The 20,447-nt window shown below is 72.3% G+C and carries 17 protein-coding genes; 9 read left to right on the plus strand and 8 right to left on the minus strand.

Annotated elements, in window-relative coordinates; all coding sequences use genetic code 11:
- Positions 1 to 276 precede the first annotated feature (276 nt).
- A complete protein-coding gene (locus ADK41_RS12995) occupies positions 277 to 1,467 on the plus strand; it encodes a saccharopine dehydrogenase family protein (RefSeq protein ID WP_030818747.1) in 1,191 nt (396 codons plus the stop codon).
- Positions 1,468 to 1,799: 332 nt separating this feature from the next.
- Positions 1,800 to 1,991 carry a hypothetical protein gene (locus tag ADK41_RS13000; RefSeq protein ID WP_030818750.1) on the plus strand — a complete coding sequence of 64 codons (192 nt, stop codon included), beginning with the start codon at positions 1,800 to 1,802 and terminating at the stop codon, positions 1,989 to 1,991.
- Here the strand turns inward: ADK41_RS13000 and ADK41_RS13005 are convergent.
- Positions 1,988 to 2,680, minus strand: a complete 693-nt coding sequence (locus ADK41_RS13005) for an endonuclease V (protein WP_030818752.1) — start codon at positions 2,678 to 2,680, stop codon at positions 1,988 to 1,990. The genes ADK41_RS13000 and ADK41_RS13005 overlap by 4 nt on opposite strands.
- Positions 2,681 to 2,757: 77 nt before the next feature.
- Positions 2,758 to 3,081, minus strand: coding sequence for a hypothetical protein (locus ADK41_RS13010; RefSeq protein ID WP_030818753.1), 324 nt, complete (start codon positions 3,079 to 3,081; stop codon positions 2,758 to 2,760).
- A 336-nt stretch (positions 3,082 to 3,417) separates the two neighbouring features.
- Here ADK41_RS13010 and ADK41_RS13015 point away from each other — a divergent pair, with 336 nt between their 5' ends.
- Positions 3,418 to 3,831 carry an SsgA family sporulation/cell division regulator gene (locus ADK41_RS13015; RefSeq protein ID WP_030818754.1) on the plus strand — a complete coding sequence of 138 codons (414 nt, stop codon included), beginning with the start codon at positions 3,418 to 3,420 and terminating at the stop codon, positions 3,829 to 3,831.
- A 359-nt stretch (positions 3,832 to 4,190) separates the two neighbouring features.
- Here the strand turns inward: ADK41_RS13015 and ADK41_RS13020 are convergent, their stop codons facing one another.
- Positions 4,191 to 4,835 (minus strand): GOLPH3/VPS74 family protein, encoded by a 645-nt coding sequence (locus ADK41_RS13020; RefSeq protein WP_030818755.1) that lies wholly within the window; start codon positions 4,833 to 4,835, stop codon positions 4,191 to 4,193.
- Between the two features lie 314 nt (positions 4,836 to 5,149).
- Between ADK41_RS13020 and ADK41_RS13025 the strand changes: the two genes are divergently transcribed.
- The 4 genes from ADK41_RS13025 to ADK41_RS13040 all read left to right on the plus strand — a co-directional run bounded on the left by ADK41_RS13025 (position 5,150) and on the right by ADK41_RS13040 (position 11,163).
- Entirely contained in the window at positions 5,150 to 6,775 is a 1,626-nt protein-coding gene (locus ADK41_RS13025; RefSeq protein WP_030818756.1) for an ABC-F family ATP-binding cassette domain-containing protein, read from the plus strand.
- Positions 6,776 to 6,785: 10 nt separating this feature from the next.
- Positions 6,786 to 9,053, plus strand: a complete 2,268-nt coding sequence (locus tag ADK41_RS13030; RefSeq protein ID WP_030818757.1) for an ATP-binding cassette domain-containing protein — start codon at positions 6,786 to 6,788, stop codon at positions 9,051 to 9,053.
- Between the two features lie 155 nt (positions 9,054 to 9,208).
- Positions 9,209 to 9,985, plus strand: coding sequence for a dimethylargininase (gene ddaH / locus ADK41_RS13035; RefSeq protein WP_030818759.1), 777 nt, complete (start codon positions 9,209 to 9,211; stop codon positions 9,983 to 9,985).
- Positions 9,986 to 10,188: 203 nt separating this feature from the next.
- On the plus strand, positions 10,189 to 11,163 hold the full coding sequence (locus ADK41_RS13040) for an acyl-ACP desaturase (protein ID WP_030818761.1): 975 nt from the start codon (positions 10,189 to 10,191) through the stop codon (positions 11,161 to 11,163).
- 207 nt (positions 11,164 to 11,370) lie between these two features.
- Here the strand turns inward: ADK41_RS13040 and ADK41_RS13045 are convergent, their stop codons facing one another.
- The 4 genes from ADK41_RS13045 to ADK41_RS13055 form a co-directional block, all read right to left on the minus strand.
- Entirely contained in the window at positions 11,371 to 11,616 is a 246-nt protein-coding gene (locus ADK41_RS13045) for a WhiB family transcriptional regulator (protein ID WP_030818763.1), read from the minus strand.
- 130 nt (positions 11,617 to 11,746) lie between these two features.
- Positions 11,747 to 11,962, minus strand: coding sequence for a hypothetical protein (locus ADK41_RS39190; RefSeq protein WP_420706706.1), 216 nt, complete (start codon positions 11,960 to 11,962; stop codon positions 11,747 to 11,749).
- A 70-nt stretch (positions 11,963 to 12,032) separates the two neighbouring features.
- Positions 12,033 to 13,073 (minus strand): LacI family DNA-binding transcriptional regulator, encoded by a 1,041-nt coding sequence (locus tag ADK41_RS13050; protein WP_030818765.1) that lies wholly within the window; start codon positions 13,071 to 13,073, stop codon positions 12,033 to 12,035.
- Positions 13,074 to 13,158: 85 nt separating this feature from the next.
- Positions 13,159 to 14,145 (minus strand): multicopper oxidase domain-containing protein, encoded by a 987-nt coding sequence (locus ADK41_RS13055; protein WP_030818767.1) that lies wholly within the window; start codon positions 14,143 to 14,145, stop codon positions 13,159 to 13,161.
- Positions 14,146 to 14,346: 201 nt separating this feature from the next.
- Between ADK41_RS13055 and ADK41_RS13060 the strand changes: the two genes are divergently transcribed.
- Positions 14,347 to 16,866, plus strand: coding sequence for a ThuA domain-containing protein (locus ADK41_RS13060; protein WP_030818769.1), 2,520 nt, complete (start codon positions 14,347 to 14,349; stop codon positions 16,864 to 16,866).
- Positions 16,867 to 16,880: 14 nt separating this feature from the next.
- The gene (locus tag ADK41_RS13065; protein ID WP_030818770.1) at positions 16,881 to 19,073 is read left to right on the plus strand and encodes an OmpL47-type beta-barrel domain-containing protein; all 2,193 of its coding nucleotides are present in this window, start codon (positions 16,881 to 16,883) and stop codon (positions 19,071 to 19,073) included.
- 92 nt (positions 19,074 to 19,165) lie between these two features.
- Here the strand turns inward: ADK41_RS13065 and ADK41_RS13070 are convergent, their stop codons facing one another.
- Positions 19,166 to 20,356, minus strand: a complete 1,191-nt coding sequence (locus ADK41_RS13070) for a zinc-dependent alcohol dehydrogenase (protein WP_030818772.1) — start codon at positions 20,354 to 20,356, stop codon at positions 19,166 to 19,168.
- Between the last annotated feature and the right edge of the window lie 91 nt (positions 20,357 to 20,447).

The raw sequence follows: 20,447 nt of genomic DNA on the forward strand, positions 1-20,447 counted from the left end.
CCCACCCGGCACAAGACCGGGCGAGCAAGCGCTTGGCCACTTTACGGCGCGGCGTCGTTCCCCGCGCCGGTCCGCGCACCCGTCCGGTGTGCGTCGGGTTCCGGCGGGACGCGCACGGCCGGTCCCTCCCGGGGCGCGGTCGTACGTTTTTTCCCGCTTCTTCGGGGCGTTCGGGGGCACGGTCACCGGTTTCCTCCGGGCTCGTCGTCGGGCTCCGTCCCCCTCACGCTAGCCTCGGCCACCGACAGCGGCGCGGCTGCACGACCAAGGGGTGTCATGAGCAGGCTGAACAGGGCGGACCGTCCGTACGACATCGTGCTCTTCGGAGCGACCGGCTTCGTCGGCGCGCTGACCGCGGAGTACCTCGCCGACCACGCCCCCGCCGGGCTGCGCTGGGCGATCGCCGGCCGCAGCGCGGAGAAGCTGGAGCGGCTGCGGGAGCGGCTGCCCGGCGGCGCGGAGGTCGGGCAGTTGCGGGCGGACGTGTCCGACCCTGCCTCGCTGCGCGCCCTCGCCGAGCACGCGCGGGTGGTCGCCACCACCGTCGGCCCCTACGTGGAGTACGGCGAGGAACTCGTCGCCGCCTGCGCGGACACCGGGACGGACTACGTCGACCTCACGGGTGAGCCCGAGTTCGTGGACCTGACGTACGTCCGGCACGACGCACGCGCGCGGGAGACCGGGGCCCGGCTGGTGCACGCCTGCGGCTTCGACTCGGTGCCGCACGACCTGGGCGCGTACTTCACCGTGCGGCGGCTCCCGGAAGGGGTGCCGCTGACCGTGGACGGCTTCGTGAACGTCGACGCGGCCTTCTCGGGCGGGACCCTCGCCTCGGCGCTGAACCAGTTCGCCCGGCACCGCGGGCTGCGCGCGGCGGCCCTGGAACGCCGGCGCCACGAACCGCGGCTGGTGGGCCGCCGGGCGTCGGCCTCGCCGGGCGCGCCGCGCTACGCGCCGGAGGTCGGCGCCTGGGCCCTGCCCCTGCCGACCCTCGACGCGCAGATCGTGCGCCGTTCGGCCAGGGCGCTCGACCGGTACGGCCCCGACTTCCGCTACCGGCACTACGCGGCCGTGCGGCGGCTTCCGGTGGCGGTGGGCGGAGTGGCGGCCGTGGGCGCGCTGGTGACGGCGGCCCAGTTCCCGCCCCTGCGACGCCGGCTCCGCGACCGGCTCGGGCCCGGCGACGGGCCGAGCCCCGAGAAGCGCGCCCGGAGCCGGTTCACCGTCCGCTTCGTCGGCGGGGGCGGCGGGCGCCGGGTGTACACGGAGGTCTCGGGCGGCGACCCCGGCTACGACGAGACGGCGAAGATGCTGGCCGAGGGAGCGCTCTGCCTGGCCTTCGACGACCTCCCGCCGACGGCCGGCCAGGTCACGACGGCGGTGGCGATGGGCGACGCGCTGATCGACCGCCTCCACGCGGCGGGCATCCGCTTCCGCGTCGCCGCGACCCGGCCAGCCGAGAGCTGACGCGGCCGGCCGTCCGGCCGGTGTGCGGATCATCCCGGCGATCCGGCACGGCCGGACGGCGAGGGCGACGGTCACGGCCCGCCCGACGGGTCGTGAGCCGACGGCGACAGGCCGGACGCACCGTGCGCCGCCGTGCGCGTCAGCCTGCCGGGGCGGGCGGGACGGCATCCGCACGGGTCCTCGGGAGCGGTACCCGGACCGCACGGGCACGTCCCACGGCGGATTGACCCGCGCTTGAGACTTCCGCGCCCCGTGTCCCGGAGAACACCACGAGAACGCGGCCGGAAAGGCGGCCGACTCTCAAAGGGAAGTTCAATGAAACACTTGAAGGCATGCGATTTCTCCTCGAAGTGTCCATGGACAACGACGCGTTGGCGAAGGACCCGGCGGGTGAACTGGGCCGGATCCTGCGGTACTGGGGCGGGAACCTGCGGCACTGTGCCATGGAACCCGGCGACGGATCGGTGATCTACGACTCGGAGTACCGCGAGGTGGGGCGGTGGAGCGTCGAGGACGTCTCCTAGCGGGAGGCGGCCTCGGCGAGTGCCCGGCGGCACAGCGCGTCGGCCCTGCGGGTGGTCTCCGGGAGGCGGTAGGCGGGGGTCAGGGCCAGGGTGTGGGCGCAGGCGTTGTCCAGGCTCACGCGGTGGCCGACCGAGACGAAGACCGGTTTGACGGCGTTCCTGGTGCGCAGGGCGCGGCCGACCTCCTCGCGGCCGGCGAGCAGTGGGGAGACGCTGCCGCGCGAGGCGCCCGGTTCGTCGTGGGTGAAGGTGAAGGGGTTCTTGGCGACGCCGATCGTCGGCAGGCCGGTGAGGACGCCGAGGTGGCTGGCCAGGCCGAAGCGGCGGGGGTGGGCGAGGCCGTAGCCGTCGCAGACCACCAGGCCGGGCGGGCACGGCAGGGCGTCGAGGGCGGCCAGCACGGTGGGGATCTCGCGGAAGGCGAGCAGTCCGGGGACGTACGGGAACGAGATCCGGCCGACGGCCGTGGACTCGGCGACGACGTCGAGGGTCGCCGCGTCGAGGACGACGGCCGCGGCGGCGACGACGTCCCGCTCGTCGTCGTACGCCACGTCGACCCCGGTGACGCGGCCCGTGCCGGGCGGCGGGCCCGGTTCGTCGAGCACCACCCGCGCGCGGAGCGCGTCCTGGACCGCGCGGGCCTCTTCCTCGGTCACGGGCCGGTCGGCCGGTGTGCGTACGGTCGTCATGGTGCCCCGAGCCTACGGGGCGCACGTGCTCCGCGCGGAGGGCGCCTCCCGGCCCGTCCTCTCCGCGCGGAGGCGGCTCACTTGCCGAGCGCCCGCTGGAGCTGGCCCTTGTTCATGTGCGAACGGCCCTCGATGCCGCGCTTCCTGGCCTCCTCGTACAGCTGGTCCCGGGTGGGGCCCTGGGAGCCCTGGCCGGACCGCCGGCCGCCCCGCTCGCCGGACGACATGTCCTGCGTGGAGGTGCGGCTGGCCGTCTTCGACTCGCCGGACCGGGCGCGCTCCTTGTTCACCGTCCGGGCGGCGATCTCCTCGGCGCGCCCGGTGCTCTCGCCCCGGTCCTCGGCGCTGTCCTTGATGTGCTCGTACTGACGCTCCCGTTTGGGGCTGGAACCGCGTGGCATGTCCGCTCACTTCCTCTCGGGTACGACGAGCGGGTACCCACGTCGGCGGCGATCAGGGCACACCGCACGCGTCAGTGCTCCGGACGGGCGACCCGCCCCTTCTCCCCCACCGCCCGGGCCCCGGCCAGAGGGCCGTCCGGGTGGACGGGAGGTGCGCCGGGCGGCACGAGTGCCCCGGAGGTCACTCGGGGAGAGCCGTGTCACTCGGGTGCATGAAGGCGGTGACAGAGGTCACTCGCTTTGCGTGTGCACGGATTGGCCGATTCCGTCGTCTCATCCAGTAGCCGACCCGATCCGCCCCGGAAGCCTGTCCAGCCGTCACGAGGGAGCAAGGCGTTGTCCACCGTCATCGAGCAGACCGTCGAGGCCCGTCTCGTCGCCGCCGCGCCGCGGATGCCGAGCATTCCCGCCACCCTGCACTACGACCGCGACGACCCGTTCGCCGTCCGCATGACCTTCCCCGCGCCCGCCACCCTGGAGGGCGTCGAGGTCTGCTGGACCTTCGCCCGCGACCTGCTCGCCGCGGGGATGCAGGAGCCCGAGGGCGACGGCGACGTACGGGTGCGGCCGTACGGCTACGACCGCACCGTGCTGGAGTTCCACGCCCCCGAGGGGACCGCCGTCGTGCACGTCCGCTCGGGCGAGCTGCGCCGGTTCCTGGAGGCCACCGGCGAGCTGGTGCCGACCGGCCTGGAGCATCTCCGGCTCGACCTGGACCACGATCTCGCGGAGCTGATGCGCGACGCCTGACGCGCACGGCCGGCACCCGCCGTTCGACGGGGCGCCGAGCGTGTCGTGCGCGTGGCCGTCGTCCCGCGCGTCCCCGTGCCGGACGGCTCCCGCGCGCCGGGGCGGGGTGGGGCGGGCCGTGGCCGGGCTTCACCGGCGGCGGGCGCGTGGTTTCCGGCGGCGAGATCCCCGCCCTTCCGGGTCGACGGCCCCGGGCTCCGGGCAGGGGATCCGCGCGGGACGTGGCCCGCGTGCACCGGGGCGTGGCGCCGGCCGACAGCGCGGGGCGGGAACACATGGTGTGCGCCCCTGTGGCGCACCCACATGTGGACGCACCCATGTGGGTGCGCCACAGGGGCGGGTCCTCGCCGAGCGAGGTCTCATCGCCCCCGGGTGAGCGAGGCCTGCGGCGCCTCGTCCCTCAGCCCCGCGCGCAGCTCGCGCAGGACGGCGCCGAACGCGGGCGTCGTCGCTCCGGCGCGGCGGGCCAGGGCGTCCGCGCGCCCGTCGCGGAGGGAGCCGTCCGGCACCGGCGGCAGGCCCGCGGCGGCGGCGAGGGCGAGGACGGTCGCGGTCGGCTCGGGGACCTCCTCCACCGGTGCGGATCCGGCCAGGATCCGGTGGGCCTCCCCGCGCAGGGCGTCCGCGCGGGCGGTGTCGGCCAGGACGTGCTCCACCGACGGGAACACCCTAAGGACCCGGTGCTTCTCGGCGCGCAGCACTCCCTCGGCCACCAGTTGCTCCCGGACCGCGTCCAGGGTGTACCGCGCGCGCAGCGTCACCCAGACGCGCCAGCGGTGCGGACAGGACTCGCTGACCAGCTCCAGAAGACCGTCCAGGACCGGGTCACCGGTCCTGGAGTCGAGGTCACGGGGGGTGGCGATGCCCTCGTCGTCGATCAGCAGGCCCCGCCGGGCCAGCTCGGCGAGGGCCCCGGCCCGCACCGCGGGGGCCTGCCGGGACGGGTCGGCGTCCCAGGCCAGCAGGGACAGACGGGCCGGCAGCGAGAGCGGGCCGTTGGGCACGGGGCCTCCTCGGGGGCGATGACGTCGTGCTCGGAAAAGCCGTTGACAGCCGTTTCGGGCACTCCTACGGTGTACAGCGGTTCTGTTGCCGTTGATGGGAGAAGGACGTTGCTCGTCTGAGGTTCTGAGACACCGCGTCACACCGCTCAGGTGTGTACGTCGCGTGCGACCTCGGCGTTCGAGCCGTCCTTGCGGTCCTTGCGGAACAGGGCTTTCCTCATGCCCAGGCCTTCCCTCCCGGCTGCCGGTCCTCGTCCCGCGGTGTCTCGATACGCGTGTGCCCCTGATCACCCCGAGCAACCGCGGAGGCCCGCATGACACCAGCCATCACCTGTACCTCCCTCGCCTTCACCTGGCCCGACGGCACCACCGTCCTCGAGGGCCTCGACGTCGCCTTCGGCCCCGGCCGCACCGGCCTCGTCGGCGTCAACGGGTCGGGGAAGTCCACCCTGTTGAAGCTGATCGCCGGTGAGCTCCGGCCGGCCGACGGCGCCGTCCGGGTCGTCGGCGAGGTGGGGTACCTGCCGCAGAACGTGACGCTCGACACCGCGCTGAGGGTCGACGAGGCCCTCGGCATCGCCGCCCGGCGGACCGCGCTGCACGCCATCGAGGCGGGCGACGTGGCCGAGGAGCACTTCGAGACCGTCGGCGACGACTGGGACGTCGAGGAACGCGCCCTGGCCACGCTCGGCGAACTCGGCCTCGGGCACATCGGTCTCGAACGCACCGTCGGCGAGGTGTCGGGCGGCGAGTCGGTGCTGCTGCGGCTGGCCGCGCTGCTGCTGCGCCGCCCGGACGTGCTGCTGCTCGACGAGCCCACCAACAACCTCGACCTGTACGCCCGCAGACGGCTGTACGCGGCCGTCGCGAACTGGCCGGGGGTCATGGTCGTGGTCAGCCACGACCGTGAACTGCTGGACCTGGTCGACCAGATCGCGGACCTGCGCGCAGGAGAGGTCACCTGGTACGGCGGCAACTTCTCGGCGTACGAGGAGGCCCTGGCCGTCGAACAGGAGGCCGCCGAGCGGATGGTGCGCGTCGCCGAGGCGGACTTCCGCAAGCAGAAGCGCGAACTGGTCGACGCCCAGGTCAAGTTGGCCCGCCGCAAGCGGTACGGACAGAAGATGTGGGACCAGAAGCGTGAGCCGAAGATCGTCATGGGGGCGCGCAAGCGCGCGGCGCAGGAGTCCGCGGGCAAGCACCGCATCATGCACGAGGAGAAGCTCGCCGAGGCCAGGGAACGCCTCGACGACGCGGTGGAGGCCGTGCGGGACGACGACGAGATCCGCGTCGACCTGCCGTACACGGCCGTACCGCCGGGTCGCGGGGTCCTCACCCTCATGGACCTGGAACTGGAGTACGGCGCCCGGGTGAACGGCGGTCTCGATCTGCGCGGCCCGGAGCGGGTGGCGCTGATCGGGCGCAACGGCGCGGGCAAGACGACACTGCTGCGCACGATCGCCGGGGAGCTGGAGCCGGTGTCGGGCGAGGCGGCGGTCCACGTGCCCCTGCGGTTCCTGCCGCAGCGGCTCGACGTCCTCGCCCCGGAGCTGACCGTCGCCGAGAACGTGGCCCGGTTCGCCCCGGACGCCACCAACAACCGGGTCCGGGCCCGGCTCGCCCGCTTCCTGTTCCGGGGCGCCCGCGCCGACCAGAAGGCGGAAACGCTCTCCGGCGGCGAGCGGTTCCGGGCGGCGCTGGCGGCGCTGATGCTGGCGGAGCCCGCGCCGCAGCTGCTGATGCTGGACGAGCCGACCAACAACCTCGACATGGCGAGCGTCCGGCAGCTGACCACGGCGCTGGAGTCGTACGAGGGAGCCCTGATCGTGGCCAGTCACGACCTGCCGTTCCTGGAGTCGATCGGCATCACCCGATGGCTGCTGATGGAGGAGGGGGAGCTGAAGGAAATCACGACAGAAGCTGTCGGGTATCCCGTCTAGCGTCGGCGGTATGAGCCAGTCCAGCGAGTTCATCACCATCACCGGAGCCGGGGAGAACAACCTCAAGGACGTGTCGCTCCGCATCCCGAAGGGCCGGCTGACCGTGTTCACCGGCGTTTCGGGGTCGGGGAAGTCGTCGGTCGTCTTCGACACGATCGCGGTCGAGTCGCAGCGGCAGCTCAACGAGACGTTCACCTGGTTCGTGCGCAACCGGCTGCCGAAGTACGAGCGGCCGCACGCGGAGGCCCTGGAGGATCTGACACCCGTGATCGTCGTCGACCAGCGGCCGGTCGGCGGCCACTCCCGGTCGACGGTCGGCACGATGACGGACGTGTACTCGGTGCTGCGGGTGCTGTTCTCGCGGCACGGCGCCCCGAGCGCCGGACCGGCGACGGCGTACTCGTTCAACGACCCGTCGGGCATGTGCCGCGCATGCGACGGCCTGGGCCGGACCGTACGGCCGGACTGGGACCGCATCCTCGACGCGGACCGTTCCCTCGCCGAGGGGGCGGTCCGCTTCCCGCCGTTCGCCGCGGGGACCTGGCAGGGGCAGGCGTACACCAACAGCGACGAGCTGGACCCGCACAAACCGGTGCGTGAGTTCACCACGACCGAAAGGGAGTTCCTGATGCGGGGGCGCCCCGGCAGCAAGGTCACCGTGAACGGCACGGGCGGCACCTGGACCACCGAGTACGAGGGACTCGCCGACCGCTTCGAACGGCTCTACCTGAAGCGGGACCTGGCGGGGATGAGCCAGAAGACCCGTGACACGGTGCGGGAGTTCCTGGCCGAGGGTGTCTGTCCCGCCTGTCGGGGCGCGAGGCTGAACGAGGCGGCGCTGGCGTCCCGGATCGGGGGCCGGTCCATCGCGGACTGCGCGGCCATGCAGGTCACCGACCTCATCCCCGCGCTGCGGGAGATCGACGATCCGGTGGCCGGCGCGATCGCCGGGGCCGCCGTCGCCGCGCTGGAACGGATCGAGACGATCGGGCTCGGCTATCTGAGCCTGGACCGGGAGACGAGCACGCTCTCCGGCGGCGAGGGGCAGCGGCTGAAGACCGTACGGCACCTCGGATCGAGCCTGACCGGGATGACGTACATCTTCGACGAGCCCAGCGTCGGACTGCATCCGCGGGATGTCCACCGCCTCGGCGAACTGCTGCTGCGGCTGAGCGACAAGGGCAACACCGTGCTGGTCGTCGAGCACGACCCGGACGTCATCGCGCTGGCCGACCACGTGGTCGACATGGGCCCGGGCGCGGGCGCCGGGGGCGGCCGGGTGGTGTTCGAGGGGACCCCGCGGGAGCTGGCCGCCTCGGGCACCCTGACGGGGCGGTGTCTCGGACGGCGTACGACGGTCAAGGACACGGTGCGGGAGGCGACGGGCGAGCTGTGGGTGAAGGGGGCCGACCGGCACAATCTGCGGGAGGTCACCGTGCGGTTCCCGGCCGGGGTGCTGACCGCCGTGACCGGGGTGGCCGGTTCGGGCAAGAGCACCCTGGTCGCCGAGTTCACCGCCGTGCACCGTGACACCGTGGTGGTCGACCAGTCCTCGATCGGCATCTCGGCGCGGTCCACCCCGGCGACGTACCTCGGGATCATGGACACGGTACGGAGGATCTTCGCGCGGGAGACGGGGGCGGAGCCGGGGCTGTTCAGCTTCAACTCCGGCGGCGCCTGCGGGACCTGCGAGGGCCGCGGGATCATGTACACCGACCTGGCCTTCATGGACCCGGTGACCACGACCTGCCCCGCCTGCGAGGGGCGACGGTTCAAGGACGAGGTGCTGCGGCTGACCGTCGGCGGCCGCTCCGTCGCCGACGTGCTCGGGATGACCGCCGAGGAGGCGCTGGACTTCTTCCACGACACGGGCGTGCGGCGCCGGCTGCGCGCCCTGCGGGACGTGGGCCTCACCTACCTCACGCTGGGCCAGCCGCTGTCCACCCTTTCGGGTGGTGAACGGCAGCGGATCAAGCTGGCCACCCGGCTGCACCGCAAGGGCGTGGTGTACGTGCTCGACGAGCCGACGACCGGACTGCACATGGCGGACGTGGACGGTCTCGTCGCCCTGCTGGACCGGCTGGTGGACGCGGGCAACACCGTGATCGTGGTCGAGCACGACCTCGATGTCGTCGCCCGCGCGGACTGGGTGATCGATCTCGGTCCGGACGGCGGACGGGACGGCGGACGGGTGGTCTTCGAGGGCACACCGGCGGAGCTGCTCCGCGCCGGGGGATCCTTCACGGCGGAGCATCTGCGGCGGGCCGGGCGTCACTGAGGCCGTTGCCCGTGGCGCGTCCCCTCCCGCCGGGGTGGCCCCGTCCGGATCCGCCCCGCATGATGGTGGCGCCGACGTCCGTGGGAGGCCGGCCGTCCACGGGCTCCCGCGGTCCGGCCGAGCAGCCGTGCCCGCCCCGTCCGAAAGGCGCGCCCGTGCCCAGCAAGAAGGCCCTCGTCCGCCGTCCCGCTCCCCGCCTGGCCGAAGGGCTGGTGACGCACGTCGAACGGGAGGGCGTCGACGTCGGTCGCGCGGTGGAGCAGTGGGAGACGTACGCGCAGGCACTGCGCGCCCACGGCTGGGAGACGATCGAGGTGGACCCGGCCGACGACTGCCCGGACTCGGTGTTCGTGGAGGACACGGTCGTCGTGTTCCGGAACGTGGCGCTGATCGCCCGCTCCGGTGCGGAGTCCCGGCGCGCGGAGACGCCCGGGGTCGAGGAGGCCGTGGCGTCGCTGGGCTGCTCGGTGACCCGGGTGGGGGAGCCGGGCACGCTGGACGGCGGCGATGTGCTGAAGGTCGGCGACACGGTGTACGTGGGCCGCGGCGGGAGGACCGACGCGGCCGGGGTGCGGCAGGTGCGGGCCGCGTTCGAGCCGCTGGGGGCGCGGGTGGTCGCGGTACCCGTCGCCGAGGTGCTGCATCTGAAGTCGGCGGTCACGGCCCTCCCGGACGGGACGGTCGTCGGGCACGTGCCGCGCGTGGACGCGCCCTCGCTGTTCCCGCGCTTCCTGCCCGTTCCGGAGGCGGCCGGGGCGCACGTGGTGCTGCTCGGCGGGGACGGGCTGCTGATGGCGGCGAGCGCGCCGAGGACCGCGGAACTGTTCGCGGACCTCGGCTACGAGCCGGTCCCGGTGGACATCGGCGAGTTCGAGAAGCTCGAGGGCTGTGTGACGTGCCTCTCAGTGCGCCTTAGGGAGCTGCACGCCTGACCGGCGACCGGGTCACCCGTACGGCGCAACGACCTGCGACTCGGGGGCAGGGCGACACCCCAGGAGGACCCCCACTGATCAGCCCTCTTTACGGTGTCCTTAACCTACGGCTACGTAACCTACGGCTACGTAGCCTACGATTCCGTAGGTTCCCGGCACCGCTCGCCGGACCTCCCCGTGTCACCGTCCCCCTGGAGTCACCCGTGTCGCTCGCTTCTCCCCATCTCGGCAGCCCTTCGGTCTGGACCGACGCCCGGCTGTTGTACGCACTGGAGGAAGTGGTCGAGAAGGAGCTCAACCGGCACCTGAAGGTCACCAAGGACTGGATGCCGCACGAGTACGTGCCGTGGAGCGACGGCCGCAACTTCCCCGGCTTCTTCGAGGACGGCGAGGCCTGGGACAAGGAGCAGTCGAAGGTCACCGAGGTCGGCCGGATCGCCCTGGTGGTGAACCTGCTGACCGAGGACAACCTCCCCAGCTACCACCACGAGATCGCCACGTTGTTCGGCCGGGAGGGCGCCTGGGGCACCTGGGTGCACCGCTGGACGGCCGAGGAGGGCCGGCACGGCATCGTGATGCGGGACTACCTGCTCGCCTCGCGGGCGGTGGACCCGGACAAGCTGGAACAGTTCCGCATGTCGCACATGAGCGAGGGCTTCGAGTCGGACAACCGGCACTCGATGCTCCACTCGATCGCCTACGTCGCCTTCCAGGAGCTGGCCACCCGCATCTCGCACCGCAACACCGGCCACCAGTCCGGCGACCCGGTCTGCGACCGCATGCTGGCCCGCATCGCGACCGACGAGAACCTGCACATGGTCTTCTACCGCAACCTGCTCAAGTCGGCGTTCGAGCTGGCTCCGGACCTCACGATGCAGGCGGTGCGCGATGTCGTGGTGAACTTCCGGATGCCCGGCCACGGCATCCCCGGGTTCGAGCGGGCGGCCGCGCAGATGGCCATCGGCGAGGTCTACAACCTGCGCATCCACCACGACGACGTGCTCCAGCCGGTGCTCCGCTTCCTGAAGGTCATGGAGATCGACGGGCTGGGGCCCGAGGGCCTCAAGGCCCAGGAGGAACTGGGCCTGTTCATGGGGGGCCTGGACGCGGAGGCCGCGAAGTTCGACGAGAAGCTGGCGACCCGCAAGGCCAGGATGGCGGCCCGCGCCGGCCACTGAGGCCCGGCCGGGGGCACACGGGGGGGGGCGGCGGGTCCGCCCGAGCGAGGCGGTGCGCCCGGCTCCGCGCCACGTCCGGCCGCGCGTCGGCCCCCGCCACGGGGACGGCGCCGGCCGTACCGGTTCTCCGGCGACCGGCGACCGGCGACCGGCGACCGGCGACCGGCGACCGGCGACCGGCGACCGGCGACCGGCGACCGGCGGGGACTACCGTCCGGTGCGCCGCAGTTCCAGGCGTTCCTTCTCCGACATGCCGCCCCAGACGCCGAAGCGCATGTCGTTGGTCAGGGCGTACTCGAGGCAGGCGGCCCGGATCGGGCAGAGACCGCAGATGCGCTTGGCCTCACGGACCGAGCTGCCGGGCTCGGGGAAGAAGAAGTCTCCCCCCGTCTGCGCGCACAACGCCTCCTCCTGCCAGGCGAGGTCGGGCGACGGGATCGTTTCGGTGTGCATGACCGAGAGCGTGCCGTGCGGCGAAAAACGTCCGATCAACGCGGGATCAACGCAGGGCCCTCCGGGCCTTCCGTGACCGCATGATGATGATGCAGGGGCGCCCGGCGCGCACGGCGGCGCGCCGGGCGCGTCAGGTCCCGCGCGGATCACCCCTGAGGACGGCGAACCGCGCGCCGTACGGGCCCTCCATGCGGGCCGGCCGGCCGACGCCGGCGACGGAGGCGGCGGGCATCCGCACCCCGCCGCCCGGTTCGACGGCCCCGGCGACGGCGGTGTCCGTGTCGTCCACCCCGAAGTGGAGTGCCCCCTCCGGGGAGGCGCCCCGTGAGCCTCGGGCCGTGCACATGCCCTCCGGCCCACCTCGACGCGGCGCGCTCCGCACACGCGGGGCCGTGCTGCACCGCCCCCGGCCGGCTCTAGGCGGACGCCCGTCGGATCAGGGTCGTCGGGAAGATCACGGCGGACGGGGTGCCACCGGCGTTCCCGTCGGACGCGGTGGTGCCGTCCAGGTCGCGCAGGAGGAGGCGGGCCATCAGCCGGCCCATCTCCTCGATGTCCTGGCGGACCGTGGTGAGCGGCGGTTCGGTCTGTTCGGCGATCGGCAGCATGTCGTCGAAGCCGACGACCGCCACGTCGTCCGGCACCCGCCGTCCGTGCTCGCGCAGCACGCGCAGGGCGCCCGCCGCCATGAGGTCGTTGCCGGCGAACACCGCGTCCAGGTCCGGGCAGCGGTCGAGGAGCCTCCGCATCGCCCGCTCGCCCCCGGCCGGGGTGAAGTCGCCCTCCACGACCAGGCGCGGATCGGCGTCGGCCATGACGTCCCGGAAGCCGTCGAGCCGGTCCACCGCCGCGGTCTGGTCGAGGGCGCCGGTGATGTGGGCGACACGGCTGCGGCCGAGGCCGAGCAGGTGCCGTACGGCGTCACGGGCGCCGCCCCGGTTGTCGCTGTCGACGTAGACGGCGCCGCGCCGGCCGCCGCTCCCGTCGGGCCGGCCGCCGTACACCGTCGGCAGACCGGCCCGCTGGATCAGTTCGGGCAGCGGGTCGTCGATGTGGAGGGAGAACACCAGCGCGCCGTCGACATGGCCGCCGGCCAGGTAGCGGCCGACGCGGGCGTGGTCGTCGCGGTCCTCGGTGAGCAGCAGCACGAGCTGGTTGTCGTGGGCCGTCAGTTCCTTGCTGATGCCGCGCAGCTGCCGGGCGAAGAAGGGATCGGCGAAGACCCGGGTCTCCGGTTCGGCCACGACGACGGCGACGGCGTCGTGGCGCTTGGTCACCAGGCTGCGGGCGGCCTGGTTCGGCACGTAGCCGAGTTCCTCCACCGCCCGCCTCACCCGCTCGGCCAGGCGTTCCCGCACCCCGTCGGAGCCGTTGACCACGCGGGAGACCGTGGCCCGGGAGACCCCGGCCCGCGCGGCCACGGCCTCCAGCGTGGGGCGCGGCGCTGTGTCGGTCACTTCGGGGCTCCTCACCTGCGGCTGCGGGAAAGGATAGCCCCGGCCCGGCCACGGGCGAGAGCGCTCTCGGATCACGTCCGGCGCGTCAGTGTCCGTGCTCGTGGCCCTCCCCGGCGGCCGTCCCGTGGGCGTGCTCGTGCGGGTCGTAGCCCGGGATGGTGCCGTCCGGTTTCTTCACCAGGAACAGGCCGACCATGCCCATGTCCGAGTGGCTCTGGACGTGGCAGTGGTACATCCAGGCGCCCGCCCCGACGCCCTCCCCCGCGATGATCTGGAAGCCGAAGGAGTCGGCCGGGCCGCAGATCTTGTTGTCGATGACCTGACTGGGGTCGTCGGGTCCGGTGAGCATGCCGGTGCGGTTGTCGGCCCAGCGGTGACCGTGCATATGGAACGTGTGATAGTACTCGCCGTGCGTGATCATGACGATCTCGACGCGGTCGCCCACGGTGGCCTCGAAGTTCGGCCCGGTGTGCGCCGGCTTGTTGTTGATCGACATGTCGTTGAAGACGATGGTGTGGGTCGCGTCGGGCAGGACGTCGCCCTTGCGGCGCACGATCACCGGGCCGTACAGCCCGCCCCGGATGCCGCCGGTGCCGTGCGCCGTGCCGACGACGTGGTCGTGGTAGTGCCAGTAGCCCGCGCTGCCCGCCCGCCAGGTGCCGTCGGAGCGCCGGCCTGGCTTGTGGGTGCGCCAGGTGTAGGTGCGGGTGCCGCCGGGCTCGACGTCGCTCCTGTTCTGCCTGGTGCCGTCGCTGGAGATCTCGTAGTCCAGTCCGTGGACGTGCAGGCTCACGGGCACGTCCATGGTGTTCTCGAACTCGACGTGCAGGGTGTCGCCCTCGTTGAGCTCGATCAGCGGGCCGGGGACGGTCGCCTTGCCCTTCTCGAAGCCGTAGCCCATCTGCCCGCCGGCCAGCCGCTCGGCGTACATCTTGACGCGCCGCACCTCGCCCCCGGCGGGCGCGGTCTTCGCCGGTGCGGTCGCGCTCACGGCCTCGGGCGCGACGGACAACGATGTCGCGACGGCAGCGCCGCCCAGCAGTACCCGCCGGTTGAAACCGCGTCTGTCCATGCCGAACTCCCCATCTGGCTGTCATGAACCTGTGAAACCGTAGCGGCCACTCCTTCGTTTATCCACACTCAGGACAAAGTTCGTTTCATTGCTGCGATAGGTATTGGCGTATGGCGCAAAGGGGTCTAGCTTCCTTGACGCTGTTGCTGCGACCGAGGAGGGGTGGGTGGCCACGTGCGGTCCACATCGCATCACGAACCCATGCGCTTACGAGGATTGAGCACGAGAAGCACGACGGGCACACGAAGGGCGAGAACGAGACGGCGCCTCTGGGCGGCCACCGTGACCGCCGGCGCCGTCACCGCCGGACTGCTGTCGGGTCCCGCCGCCAGCGCGCGCCCGGCCCCGGAACCGTCCCTGACAACGATGTCCATCACGTCGCCCCCGGGCGGCGCGAACGTACGGGTGCTGCTGTTCCACGGCTCCGCGGCCGGCGGTGAGGAGTCGCCCCTGGTGAACGCCGGGATCGCGGCGATCGAGAGGATCGGTCTGTCCGGCCCGGAGAACCAGCGGTTCCAGGTCACGGCCACCGGCAACGCCTCGGTCTTCACCAACGCCGACAGGCTGAGCCGGTTCAACGCCATCGTGTTCCTGACCGGCGGCGGTGACGTCCTCGACCCGGACCAGGAGGCGGGCCTGGAGGCGTACATGGAGGCCGGCGGCGGCTTCGTCGGCCTGCACGACGCGGCCCGCGCGGAGCCGTACTCGGACTGGTTCACCGGTCTGATCGGCGCCCGTCCGGCCGCGTCGAGCCCCACCACGGTGCAGCGGGCGACCGTCGAGGTCGGCGACCGCGCGCATCCGGCGACCAAGAACCTGCCCACCCAGTGGAAGCGGCCCGACAAGTGGCTGAACTGGGTGAAGAACCCCTCCGGCGACGTGCACACGGTCGCCCGGGTCCGCGAGTCGACCTACGCGCCCGGTGCGAGCGCCAACGGCTGGGACCACCCGGTCAGCTGGTGCCGCGACTACGACGGCGGCCGGTCCTTCTACACCGGCATGGGCGGCACGGTCTCGTCGTACGACGAGACCGACTTCCGCGACCATCTGCGCGGCGCCCTGTTGTGGACCACCCGGCTGGTGCGGGCCGACTGCAAGGCGACCATCACCGGCAACTACAAGGCCGAGCGGCTGACCCGGCCCAACCAGCCGGGCCACAACGACCAGATCGGCGAGCCGCACGGACTGGTCACCGCGCCCGACGGCCGCGTCTTCTTCATCGGCCGGGGCGGCGCCGACGCCTCGCGGCCCGTCGTCACGGACTGGAACGACCCCGACATCGGCAAGGGCACGGGCGAGATCCACGTCTACGACCCGAGGACCGGGAAGGTCACCCTCGCCGGGGCGCTCACCGTCTTCGGCAACAAGGGCGGCGGCGACGAGTTGCGGAAGGTCGAGGAGGGCCTGCTCGGCATCGAACTGGACCCGGCGTTCGAGCGGAACGGGTGGGTGTATCTGCACTACACCCCGCACTCCGGAATCAACCGGGACACGCACATGGCCGAGCGGCGGGTCTCCCGCTTCACGCTCGACCACGCCACCGACACGCTGGACCCCGCCAGCGAGAAGGTGCTGCTGAAGTGGCCGGTGCAGATCCACAGCTGCTGCCACGCCGGCGGCGGGATGGCCTGGGACTCCGAGGGCAACCTGTACATCGCCACCGGTGACAACAACTCCAGCGGTTTCAGCGACGGTTACTCGGGCAACAACCCCCAGCCCAACTTCAAGGGCGTGTCCTTCGCCGACGCCCGCCGCACCGCCGGCAACACCAACAACCTCAACGGCAAGATCCTGCGCATCCACCCCGAGCCGGACGGCACGTACACCCTCCCCGAGGGCAACCTGTTCACCGGGAAGGAGACCGCCGAGGGCGGCGGCAAGACGCGCGGCGAGATCTACGTGATGGGTGTGCGCAACCCGGCGCGCATCTCCGTGGACAAAAAGACCGACGTCCTCTACGCGGGCTGGGTCGGCCCGGACGCCGGCGCCCCGTCGACGACGTGGGGTCCGGCGAAGTACGACACGTTCGCCGTGATCACCGAGGCGTCCAACCGCGGCTGGCCGTACTGCATGGGCAACAAGCAGCCCTACCGGGACCGCAATCTGCCGGACCCGTCGAAGCCGCTCGGCTGGTACGACTGCGACGCCCCGAAGAACGAGTCGCCGAACAACGACGGTCTGGTCAACCTGCCGCCGGTGACCGGCAACAACATCTGGTACTCGCCGCAGGGCGGCGGTCCGGACTTCCCGCGCGACGCGAACGGCGTCCCGTCGTACGAGCAGGACGAGGCCACCTACCGGCTGCCCTGGCTCAAGGGCGGCGGCCAGGCCGCGATGAACGGCCCGGTCTACCGCTACGACGACGCGACGTCCAGTGACGTCCGGTGGCCCGCGTACTGGGACGGCAAGTGGTTCGTCGGTGACTTCTACGACACCGACCAGCCGCGCAACGCGGTGCTGATGGACCCGAGGACGCAGGGCGACGGCGGCCTTCCGGTGCACTCGGAGTCCCTGAAGAAGATCGTGCCGGTCGGCAACGACGGCATCAAGAACCTGATGGGCTGGACGTTCGGTCCGGACGGCGCGCTCTACGTCCTCGACTACGGGCGCGGCTTCTTCACCTCCGACTCCAAGTCCGCGCTGTGGCGGGTCACCTACACGGGCGGCGGCCCCACCCCGGCCGCCGGCCGGCTGGCGAGGAAGGCCGGAGGAAACCAGTGACACGACAACGAAGAGTGTGGGCCGGCCTGCTGGCCGCCCTGCTGATGGTGCTCGGCCTGCAGACGACGACGTCCGCGGCCGGCGCGTCCGGATCCACGGCGGCCGGGGCGGCGGAGCAGGTGCTCACCTGGACCGCCGGCGACGGCATCACGGAGTACACCTCCGCGCCGACGACCGCGGTGGCCGGCACGGCGACGATCGTCTTCGAGAACAGCGCGGCCACCGGCAACACCACCGGGATGCCGCACACGCTGACGTTCGTGACCTCCGACCCGGAGTTCAACGACGACGTCCAGCTGAACATCCTCGCCAACCCGGCCGACGCCCAGGGCGGCCGGCACACCGCCGAGGTGACGCTCACCCCGGGCCGCTACTTCTACCACTGCACCATCCCCGGCCACGGCGAGATGCAGGGCATCCTGACGGTGACCGAGGGCAGTGGCGAGGACACCACGGCGCCCGAGGCCACGGCGAAGGTGACCGGCTCGCAGAACGGCAAGGGCGAGTACGTCGGTTCGGCGAGCGTGACGGTCCGGGCCACCGACTCCGGTTCGGGCGTGGACCGGATCGAGTACGCGATCGGGGCCGACGGCGCCTGGCAGCCGTACACCGCCCCGGTCGTCGTCGACCAGGTCGGCGCCCACACGGTGCGCTACCGCGCGCTGGACAAGGCGGGCAACGTCTCGGCGGAGCAGAGCGTCACGTTCACGGTCGTCGCACCGCCGACGGACGACTCGACCCCGCCGGAGACCTCCGCGACGGTGGACGGCGAGAAGAACGGCGACGGGGCCTACATCGACATGGCGACGGTGACCGTCACCGCGTCCGACACCGGCTCCGGCGTCAACACCATCGAGTACGCGATCGGCGCCGGCGGCGCCTGGAGGGCCTACACCGGCCCGGTGATGGTGCACGAGGTCGGCACGCACACCGTGCGCTACCGCGCCACCGACAAGGCGGGCAACACGGCCGCGGAGAAGAGCGTGGAGTTCACGGTCGTCTCCGCTCCCCCGCAGGACACCACCCCGCCCGTGACCGGCGTGACGCTCGGCGGCGTCAGGAACTCCGACGGCGCCTACGTCGGCAGGGCCACGGTGACGGTCGGCGCCAGCGACGGGCACGACGGCTCCGGCGTGGCCGCCGTCGAGTACTCGCTCGACGGCGGACCGTACCTGGCCTACACCGCGCCCGTGGTGGTCGACCGTGCGGGCCGGCACACCGTGGCCTACCGGGCGAGCGACGAGGCGGGCAACACCTCCGAGCCGCTGACGGTGAGCTTCACGGTCGTCGCGGGCGGCGGGGTGCCCTCGCCCGACTGCCCCGAGTACGACGAGCGGCGGACGGTGATCGTCGGCACGGTCGACTCGGGTGTGCCGAACCGGGTCACCGACAACCGGTGCCGCATCGGTGAGCTGATCGAGGACGAGAAGGAGTGGACCTCGCAGGCGCTGTTCCTGAAGCACGTCGGGGCCGTTCTGGACCGGCTGAGGAAGGAAGGGGTCATCGACAAGCGGGAGCGTCGGGCCGTCAACCGGGCGGCCCGCGAGTCCGGCATCGGCACGCCGGGCCAGACCGACGGCTACCGGACGATCCTCGACGGCACCGAGGCCTCGTTCGCGAAGTGGGAGCAGGTGGGCGGCGGTTCGTTCGCGCTGAACCCGGACGGGTCGATCACCTCCGGCACCACGAGGAGCGGGCTCGGCATGCTGTGGTTCCCCGAGCGCACGTACGGCGACTTCTCGCTGAAGCTCCAGTGGCGTGACGACGCGCCGGGCGCCGGCAACGCCAACTCCGGTGTGTTCGTGCGGTTCCCGCAGATCCACGACCATCCGGAGGAGCCCCGGCCGGAGTGGGCCGCCATCACGTTCGGGCACGAGATCCAGGTGTTCGACTCGCCCACCGGCGACATGTACAAGACGGGCTCGGTCTACGGCTTCGACCGGGTGGGCCTGGCCGGCGCGGGCGTGACGCAGAAGGGCGCCTGGAACGACTACGAGATCCGCGTGGTGGACCAGCACTACTCGGTCCACCGCAACGGCGTGCTGATCAACGAGTTCGACAACACCGGCGGCCAGGACTTCAGCCCGCCGCGCTCGGACGACCCGGGCACGGACGGGCGGCGGTACGCCTCCGGCTACATCGGACTGCAGGTGCACGGCACGACGGACGTCGTCTCCTACCGGGACGTCCGGATCAGGGAGCTGTAGCCCTCACGGGTCGGTCCTCACGGGTCGGGAAGCCGGGGATCGCGGCTTCCCGACCCGGCCCGGCCGCCCCGGCCGGTTCCCCGGCTCGCGGGTCAGGGCTTGATCAGCACCTTGACCGCGCCGTCCTGCTTCTTCTGGAACATGTCGTAGGCGTGCGGCGCCTCGTCGAGCGGTACGCGGTGGGTGGCGAAGTCGTCGACGCCCAGGGGGTCCTCGTCGGTGAGGTAGGGGATGATCTCGTCGCTCCAGCGGCGCACGTTCGCCTGGCCCATGCGCATCTGGATCTGCTTGTCGAACAGGGTGAGCATGGGCAGCGGGTCGGCCATGCCGCCGTAGACGCCGCTGATCGAGATGGTGCCGCCGCGGCGCACCAGTTCGATCGCGGTGTACAGGGCGGCGAGCCGGTCGACGCTGAAGCGTTCCGCCATCGGGCCGCTGAGCTTGCGGGGCAGCAGCGCCGAGGCGTTCTGCACCATGCGGGCCGCCGCGCTGCCGTGCGCCTCGGTGCCGACGGCGTCGATCACGGCGTCGGGGCCGCGGCCGTCGGTCTGGTCGCGGATCGCGGCGACGAGTTCCTTCTCGTCGTCGAAGGAGCGCAGGTCGAAGGTCTCCACGCCCCGCTGCTTCGCCCGGTTCAGCCGTTCCGGGACCAGATCCACGCCGAACACCCGTCCCGCGCCCTGGACCTGGGCGATCCGGCAGGCCATGTCGCCGATGGGGCCGAGTCCGAGCACGGCGACGCTGCCCCCCTTGGGGACACCGGCGTAGGCGACCGCCTGCCAGGCGGTGGGCAGGACGTCGGAGAGGTAGACGAACCGGTCGTCGGCCGGGCCCTCGGGCACCTTGATCGGACCGTACTGGGCCTGCGGGACCCGCAGGTACTCGGCCTGGGCGCCCGGGACCGCGCCGTACAGCCGGGTGTAGCCGAACAGGGCCGCGCCCATGTTCTCGGCGCTGACCTGGGTGGTCTCGCACTGGGTGGGCAGTCCGGTCAGGCACATCCAGCAGTTGCCGCAGGCGATCTGGAACGGCACCACGACCCGGTCGCCGACCTGGAGGTCGGGCACCGCCGCGCCGACCTCCTCGACGATGCCCATCGGCTCGTGGCCGAGGATGTCGCCCGGGGTCATGAACGGGGTGAGGACCTCGTACAGGTGCAGATCGGATCCGCACAGTCCGCTGGAGGTGACGCGGATGATCGCGTCCGTCGGCTCCTCGATCCGGGGATCGGGCACGTTCTCCACCCTCACGTCCCGCTTTCCCTGCCAGGTCAGTGCCCTCATCGCCGCCTGCTCCCTCCGTGATGGCCGATATGTCGCTCATGCGGTGGGCCTCCGGGTACCCGAGCCGCCGCACGCCGAACCGCCGGTCGCC

The organism is Streptomyces caelestis (assembly GCF_001279005.1).
Lineage (GTDB): Bacteria > Actinomycetota > Actinomycetes > Streptomycetales > Streptomycetaceae > Streptomyces > Streptomyces heliomycini.

Bases quoted from the DNA above. Each gene is read 5' to 3' on its own strand.
- ADK41_RS12995 (WP_030818747.1), top strand. From the start codon at position 277: ATGAGCAGGCTGAACAGGGCGGACCGTCCGTACGACATCGTGCTCTTC.
- ADK41_RS13000 (WP_030818750.1), top strand. From the start codon at position 1,800: ATGCGATTTCTCCTCGAAGTGTCCATGGACAACGACGCGTTGGCGAAG.
- ADK41_RS13005 (WP_030818752.1), bottom strand. From the start codon at position 2,680: ATGACGACCGTACGCACACCGGCCGACCGGCCCGTGACCGAGGAAGAG.
- ADK41_RS13010 (WP_030818753.1), bottom strand. From the start codon at position 3,081: ATGCCACGCGGTTCCAGCCCCAAACGGGAGCGTCAGTACGAGCACATC.
- ADK41_RS13025 (WP_030818756.1), top strand. From the start codon at position 5,150: ATGACACCAGCCATCACCTGTACCTCCCTCGCCTTCACCTGGCCCGAC.
- ADK41_RS13030 (WP_030818757.1), top strand. From the start codon at position 6,786: ATGAGCCAGTCCAGCGAGTTCATCACCATCACCGGAGCCGGGGAGAAC.
- ADK41_RS13045 (WP_030818763.1), bottom strand. From the start codon at position 11,616: ATGCACACCGAAACGATCCCGTCGCCCGACCTCGCCTGGCAGGAGGAG.
- ADK41_RS39190 (WP_420706706.1), bottom strand. From the start codon at position 11,962: ATGTGCACGGCCCGAGGCTCACGGGGCGCCTCCCCGGAGGGGGCACTC.
- ADK41_RS13055 (WP_030818767.1), bottom strand. From the start codon at position 14,145: ATGGACAGACGCGGTTTCAACCGGCGGGTACTGCTGGGCGGCGCTGCC.
- ADK41_RS13060 (WP_030818769.1), top strand. From the start codon at position 14,347: ATGCGCTTACGAGGATTGAGCACGAGAAGCACGACGGGCACACGAAGG.
- ADK41_RS13070 (WP_030818772.1), bottom strand. From the start codon at position 20,356: ATGAGGGCACTGACCTGGCAGGGAAAGCGGGACGTGAGGGTGGAGAAC.